At 44.5% G+C, this 6698-nt stretch carries 6 protein-coding genes and 2 tRNA genes; 5 read left to right on the top strand and 3 right to left on the bottom strand.

Annotated features, from left to right (window positions below; translation table 11 throughout):
* The first annotated feature begins 21 nt into the window (after window positions 1-21).
* Both AB4512_RS10675 and AB4512_RS10670 read left to right on the top strand, forming a co-directional pair.
* A tRNA-Tyr gene (locus AB4512_RS10675) sits at window positions 22-106 on the top strand.
* A 102-nt stretch (window positions 107-208) separates the two neighbouring features.
* Window positions 209-293 (top strand) — tRNA-Tyr (locus AB4512_RS10670).
* Between the two features lie 491 nt (window positions 294-784).
* On the opposite strand, the gene AB4512_RS10665 is transcribed toward AB4512_RS10670, so the two are convergent.
* A complete protein-coding gene (locus AB4512_RS10665; RefSeq protein ID WP_017060179.1) occupies window positions 785-1693 on the bottom strand; it encodes a Tim44 domain-containing protein in 909 nt (302 codons plus the stop codon).
* A gap of 196 nt (window positions 1694-1889) precedes the next feature.
* On the opposite strand from AB4512_RS10665, the gene AB4512_RS10660 reads away from it, so the two are divergent.
* The 3 genes from AB4512_RS10660 (at window position 1890) to AB4512_RS10650 (ending at window position 5439) form a co-directional block, all read left to right on the top strand.
* Entirely contained in the window at window positions 1890-2480 is a 591-nt protein-coding gene (locus tag AB4512_RS10660) for a TetR/AcrR family transcriptional regulator (protein WP_048613073.1), read from the top strand.
* A 17-nt stretch (window positions 2481-2497) separates the two neighbouring features.
* Window positions 2498-4372, top strand: coding sequence for an MFS transporter (locus AB4512_RS10655; protein ID WP_372174888.1), 1875 nt, complete (start codon window positions 2498-2500; stop codon window positions 4370-4372).
* A gap of 146 nt (window positions 4373-4518) precedes the next feature.
* Entirely contained in the window at window positions 4519-5439 is a 921-nt protein-coding gene (locus AB4512_RS10650; RefSeq protein ID WP_372137991.1) for a YeiH family protein, read from the top strand.
* A 133-nt stretch (window positions 5440-5572) separates the two neighbouring features.
* Here AB4512_RS10650 and AB4512_RS10645 read toward each other — a convergent pair whose 3' ends face one another.
* Both AB4512_RS10645 and AB4512_RS10640 read right to left on the bottom strand, forming a co-directional pair.
* The gene (locus AB4512_RS10645; RefSeq protein ID WP_017060175.1) at window positions 5573-5740 is read right to left on the bottom strand and encodes a hypothetical protein; all 168 of its coding nucleotides are present in this window, start codon (window positions 5738-5740) and stop codon (window positions 5573-5575) included.
* 106 nt (window positions 5741-5846) lie between these two features.
* Window positions 5847-6698: LysR substrate-binding domain-containing protein (locus AB4512_RS10640; protein ID WP_372174887.1), on the bottom strand; the 852-nt coding region annotated here is incomplete at its 5' end.

Here is a 6698-nt window from a genome sequence, read left to right as displayed (position 1 = left end):
GTGAAAAGTAAGACACACCCTGGAGGGGTTCCCGAGTGGCCAAAGGGAGCAGACTGTAAATCTGCCGGCACTGCCTTCGATGGTTCGAATCCGTCTCCCTCCACCATATTCTTCTTACCTCTTTTGAGAGTTAAGAGAACAACCTGATTGATGGGCTTATGGGAAAACATCAATTTAGGCTTACTTTGTGAAAAGTAAGACACACCCTGGAGGGGTTCCCGAGTGGCCAAAGGGAGCAGACTGTAAATCTGCCGGCACTGCCTTCGATGGTTCGAATCCGTCTCCCTCCACCATATTCTCCTTAATTGGAAAATCGAAAAGCCAACTCATTGAGTTGGCTTTTTTCGTTTCTGAGCTTTATCTCTTACTAAACGTGTCTTCTAAAACAACCCTCAACTTCCTAAACACTAACCCGCTCCTACAAATAACTAAGCGATCTAGCCCATTCAAACATCAGTGATCCCATACTTCTGCATGACGCTCACAAACCAGATAAGCAGCGCAGCCTAAACAATGGGTCGATATATGTTCTTCGCATTCGTTCGCAATTATCTGTTTCTGCTGCAAAGTAACCTCAGGCTCCAATACGGGTTCAAAGAACTTTGTCATTACTCATTACATCCAAATAAAATCAGTTAGTTAGTCTCAGGTTAATCCAATCTTTAACTAAGATACATATCATTAGACGCAAAAAAGCCCCTGCTGATTTCTCAGCAGGGGCTTTCTATTATTTGGTGTCATTCCGAATAACTACATCCTATTGATGTTGAGTTAAATCCTGGAATTAACCTTGAATACCAACAATTAACCAAGGTGCATTGTTAGTTGTTAGGTCACGCTCTAGGTGCCAGATATCAGTGATATCTTCTTCAACGCCATCCGCTGTGTCACGGTAACGACCGCTAAACTGAAGGCTTAGCTGTGCTTTGCTACCATCGTGGTCTGCGCGAACGATTTCAGCATCAACGTACATTACGTCTGTGTGCTGATCACCGTCTAGCTTATTACGCTCAGCTTTTAGGTCTTCAAATAGGCTTGGAGATACGTATTCTTCAATCGTGTTTAGCTCATTGTGGTTCCATGCACCTTGCAGTGTACGGTAGTGCTCACGAGAACCGTTGATGAATGCCGCTTGATCAAAGCCCGGTGGGTAGTTATGTGGAACATCGCTTTGTGCACCAAAACCGAAACCACCAGCAGTGCCTTGTGATTGAGGTTGTGCTTGCTCGAAGTTATGAACATTTGGTTGTTGCTTAGGTTGTTCAAACTTGTTCTGACCCATGCCGCCGAATGCTGGCTGTTGGCCACGTGCATTCTGCTGATTCATTGAGCCCTGCTTCGCGCCCAACATTCCACGTAGGAATTTAAACGCTAGGAAAGCAATCAGACCCATGATCAGAATATCCATGAACTGGATACCTTCAAATGCGCCACCAAAGAATGCAGCTAAAAGACCACCAGCAAGTAAACCACCTAGCAGACCGCCCATAAGGCCTTTCTTGCTAGAGTTAGCTGCTGTGTTCTTACCTGTTTGATCTTGACGGATCGAATTCGTGTTTTGTTGTTTTGGTGCTGGAGCCGTTTTAAAGCTTTTGCCAAATGACTTACCACCACCAAACTTTTTCGCTTCCGCGATTGGCGTCACCGCGACTGTTACCAACAGGATCGCGACTAGTGAGAAAAATCGTTTCATTATTATCCTTTATAGGTTTTTTATCTTTCGACACCTTAATCATACTCGTTAACAAAGAACAATGAAATGTTCACCGTGTTTACACATGTATCATAATATTGCGGCTATTAATTGATTACTAAACTAGCGAAGGGATTGACGGCACTCTGGGGCAGCATTAAAATATTGAACGATGTTCATTTAATAGAAAGTACCCATGGCAAGACGAAACGATCATACTCGCGAACAATTAGTGCAATTAACCTTAAAAACGGTGACCGACTTCTTAGAAGAGCACTCTTATCACGAGCTAAGTCTACGTAAAATCGCCAATATGATTGGTTACGTTCCAAGTACCTTAGTAAATGTATTTGGTAATTACAACCTACTGCTTTTGCATGTGGTCGCTCAAACATTAGATGAACTGGCGTCAGAATCCGCTGCAACTGTTGAACAATCGAGCAACCCTCAACAAGCTCTATTCAACCTTGCCTACTGCTACCACGATTTTGCACAGAGACACCCTCACCGTTGGCAGCTTATCTTTGAGCACAACATGAACGGTGAAAACCTTCCTGAATGGCAATCGAACCGCATCGATAGAATGACAGGCATGCTAGAACAGTTGCTAGTAGCGATTGCTCCTGAACATACGAAAAGCGAAGTCGTTAAAGCCAGCCGTGTATTATGGTCTGGAGTACACGGAATTACTCTACTTAGCGTTGATGATAAATTTTTCGCCTCTGAGCCTATTGATGGTAAAGAGCTGATCAATAACCTAGTCTCAAACTACTTAACCAACTGGTAATCATCCAAGGAAAGACAATGAACAACAGCAGCCAATCTTCGCTGTTAACGCAAAAAAGGTTCCTACCCTACTTTATTACCCAATTTCTAGGAGCCTTTAACGACAACATATTCAAAAATGTCCTGTTACTGTTTGTTGCTTTCGCAAGCGTAGACACGCTGCCTATTTCCACCAATCTATTCATTAATTTGGCCGCTGGCCTTTTTATTCTACCCTTCTTCCTATTCTCTGCTTTAGCCGGTGTACTGGCTGACAAATACGAAAAATCGTGGTTTATCCGTAAAGTTAAGCTCCTCGAAGTAGTGATCATGTCACTGGGTGCGGTCGGTTTTATCTACGAAAGCTACGGAATATTACTTCTGCTCCTGTTCCTTATGGGAACGCAGAGTGCTTTCTTTGGTCCGGTGAAGTATGCCCTGCTTCCACAGCAGTTAGAAACAAAAGAACTGGTATCTGGTAACGCTCTCGTCGAGACAGGTACATTCTTAGCGATCCTGATTGGTACTCTAGGCGCAGGCATCATTGCATCTGAAGAAGGCGCGAAGCTCATTGCTGCGGTGTGTATTGTTTCGTTCGCCGTGCTTGGCTATGTATCAAGCTGCTTTATCCCACAAGCGCCAAGTAATGCACCAGACCTTAAAGTAAAGTGTCAACCTGTAAAACTGACCCGCGCGACACTGGCGATTGCAAAAAAAGACCGCCCGACCTTTCAAGCACTGATGTCTATCAGCTGGTTCTGGTTCCTTGGTGCGGCTTACCTAACTCAGTTTCCCAACTTCACTAAACTGCATCTAAACGGCACTGAAAGCTCCGTCGCCTTTTTACTGGCACTATTCTCGGTAGGCATTGCAATCGGCTCTTTAGCTTGCGATAAGTTATCTAATCACCGAATTGAAATCGGCATCGTGCCAATGGGCAGCTTAGGTATCTCGATCTTCGGTCTTCTGATGGCGATATCCATCCCGGAGTCTTTGCCTGACTTTAGTTCTTTCTATCAATTCGTAACCTACTCAGAGCTGTGGCCACTGTTTGCTTACCTTCTGCTTCTGGGTATCTCTGGCGGTGTCTTTATTGTTCCTCTGTATTCACTGATGCAGTTACGTGCCAAGCCCGACGAGCGTGCCCAAGTGATTGCCGGGCTCAATATCTACAACTCACTGTTCATGGTGGGAAGTGCGGTATTAGGTATTGTTTGCCTTAGTGTTCTAGATCTTTCAATTCCGCAGCTGTTTATCTTGCTCGCAGTGGGCAACACTTTGGTGATGCTGTACCTGTTTTATCAGGTGCCTATCTACGCTTTCCGCTTCTTTACGTGGGTGGTCACTCACACCATGTACAGAGTTAAACATAAGAACTTACATCACCTGCCAGAAAAGGGCGGTGCGTTGATTGTCTGCAACCATGTGAGTTATATGGATGCACTGCTGCTGAGTGCGGTTTGCCCTCGCTTGATCCGTTTTGTGATGGAAGAGGATTACACCAAGTTGCCGCCAATTCGACGCTTCTTGAAAAGAGCTGAGGTGATTCCAATCTCCGCGACCAACCGCAACTCGATTCGAAACGCTTTCAAAGAAGTAGAGCGTGCCCTGCATGAAGGTCACATCGTGTGTATTTTCCCAGAAGGAAAGCTCACCTCTGATGGCGAAATGGCTGAGTTCATGCGTGGTATGGAGCTGATCATCAAACGTTCCCCTGTCCCAGTGATTCCTATGGCTCTTAAAGGATTATGGGGTAGCTACTTTAGTCGTTACAAAGGCCGTGCCTGCAAAGGGTTACCCACTCGCTTCTGGACTAAGCTAGAGATAGAAGCTGGCGAGCCGATTTCACCTAAACAAGCCTCTTGTGAAACGCTTCGACAGTCAGTCTCTGACCTTCGCGGATCATTACGCTAGTTAACCAGCCCTTTATTCATATCAGTTGAACAAGCGTTAAGTTTTCCTTAACGTTTGTTCAATTCATTTAGACTTACTTATCATTTTATTGAACGTATAGTGGTCTCATCACAATAACGCCACAACAAAACAAGACTCTAAATACAATGAACCTAAAAAAGTCCGTTCCATTTTATCTTGCTGCACTGTTTTGCTTAACGCCTTGGGTTAGCTCACCGACAGCCCTGGTTATCGGTTTCCTGCTTGCTAGTTTAGGATTAGTCCCTGAACACTTGGAAGTCGGCAAGCTTACCAAAAAGCTACTGGCCTACTCTATTGTTGGCTTGGGTTTTGGTATTCAGTTTGAAAAAGCATTAGCAGTAACAGGCGATGGTATTGGGCTCATTGTAACGACGATTATCGGTACATTAGTCATTGGTTGGTTCTTGGCGAAACAAATGGGGCTAGACCGCACTACGGGCTATCTTATATCTTCTGGTACCGCGATTTGTGGTGGTAGCGCGATAGCAGCAGTGGCACCCGCGATCAAAGCAGACGATGAACAGATTGGCTTGGCATTAGCCACCGTATTCGTGTTGAACTCGGTTGCTCTATTCTTATTCCCGATGATTGGTCACGCGTTTGAGCTCAGCCAACAAACATTTGGTACTTGGGCAGCGATAGCGATTCACGATACGTCTTCTGTAGTAGGTGCAGCTTCAGCGTATGGCGAAGAAGCACTGACGACAGCGACAACATTGAAGCTCGCTCGCGCACTTTGGATCATCCCTATCGCTTTAATTAGTGCGATGATCTTCAAGAACGATCAAAAGAAGATTACGGTTCCCTACTTCATTTTCTTCTATTGCGCCGCTATCGCGGTGAGTGACTTACTGCCACAATTTGAGATGGTCTATCAAGGAATCTTTGATGTGTCTAAGCGAGCACTGGTCGTGTGTTTGTTCTTAATTGGCTGTGGTATTTCAGTTGAGAAGTTAAAAGCGGCAGGGCCGAAACCACTGATGTTTGGTATTACAATGTGGGTCATGATCTCAACGGGTTCATTGGCGTGGTTAACTCTCGCTTAGCCCGCATAGAAACGCTTTAGATGTTTGTTCGGTGAACTAGACACTCAAGTTAGCGAGCAACAAAACAAAAAGGCAAAGCTCCAATGGGCTTTGCCTTTATCGTTTGTGGTAAGGGTATTCTTTGTTGTAACAATCACGAATCAAACAGGGGCTTATCACTCTTCTTGCTCTCTCTTTTCATTAAAACAAGTACCACAACCAACACAAATGCGGTGAGCTCAGCCAACGAACGAGTCAACCCTGACGAGATGATTGCTTGGCCTATCTGCAGTAAAACCGCAATGGTGAGGGCAATTTTCATAATAAGACCTTATTCTATAATCCGTTATTTATATGGCTTATTATGATGGATGGTTATAAAGATAATAAATTCTGTTTTGAACTATCTAATTGCTAAATTAACTAACCTAGCGCAACTGCCCTTCTAACCACTTAATAAAGGTTCTTACCTTAGGGCGTTTTTCCGTGCCTAGCGGGCAGATTAAGTCATACCCTTGGTCTGTATCCATGCTCGGATAAGGTGTTATCAGCTCACCAGTCTGAACATACTGCTTAACAAAATGATAGCGCCCCATCGCGACACCGATATTGCTGAGGGCACTTCTTACGCCCATATCCCGGTGGCTCACACAGTAAAATTGCTCAAACAAGTTCACATCTAAGCCGTGGTGTTTAATCCAACGCTGCCATACATCTGACCCTAGTGCATGAATGAAATTAATCCGGTGCAGCGATTCTAAGCCATCATCAAAGATGTCGTGTTCAGCCGCGTAACTCGGTGTACATACCGGAATATACTTTTCACCAAACAGGCGCTGTCGATGCATGTCTTTGAGATTTTCAGCACCATAGTAAATAGCGACATCGAGATGATTTTGATGAAAATCCTGCTCTTCTTGCGAGAAAATATTGAGATTAAACTTTGGGTATCGCTGTTTAAAATCAGCCAACCTCGGCAGTAACCAACTGTTGGCAAATGCAGGACTGGTACCGATATTGATCTGTCCATACAAGTCTGTGTTGGTAATGTCTTCGATCTCACCAAAAATAGAGCTTAACGACTTGGATAACGTTCGTTGAAAGCGCTGACCTTCTTCCGTTAGTTCCAGTTTACGAGTCCCTCGCACAAACAAGTTAAATCCGAGTTCACCTTCTAACACTTTGATTCGATGGCTAACGGCTCCCTGAGTCAAATGCAACTTTCTAGCCGCTAGCGTAAAGCTCATTTTCTCTGCAGCAACATTAAAAGTATGAAGATT

The sequence above is a fragment of the Vibrio sp. 10N.222.52.B7 genome (genome assembly GCF_041474275.1).
GTDB classification, from domain to species: domain Bacteria; phylum Pseudomonadota; class Gammaproteobacteria; order Enterobacterales; family Vibrionaceae; genus Vibrio; species Vibrio crassostreae_C.
The sequence above is the reverse complement of the archived record's forward strand: the minus strand, read 5'-3'. Positions and strand labels throughout refer to the sequence as shown.

Coding starts and splice junctions, on each gene's coding strand:
- AB4512_RS10665 (WP_017060179.1), bottom strand. CDS start 1,693: ATGAAACGATTTTTCTCACTAGTCGCGATCCTGTTGGTAACAGTCGCG.
- AB4512_RS10660 (WP_048613073.1), top strand. CDS start 1,890: ATGGCAAGACGAAACGATCATACTCGCGAACAATTAGTGCAATTAACC.
- AB4512_RS10655 (WP_372174888.1), top strand. CDS start 2,498: ATGAACAACAGCAGCCAATCTTCGCTGTTAACGCAAAAAAGGTTCCTA.
- AB4512_RS10650 (WP_372137991.1), top strand. CDS start 4,519: ATGAACCTAAAAAAGTCCGTTCCATTTTATCTTGCTGCACTGTTTTGC.
- AB4512_RS10645 (WP_017060175.1), bottom strand. CDS start 5,740: ATGAAAATTGCCCTCACCATTGCGGTTTTACTGCAGATAGGCCAAGCA.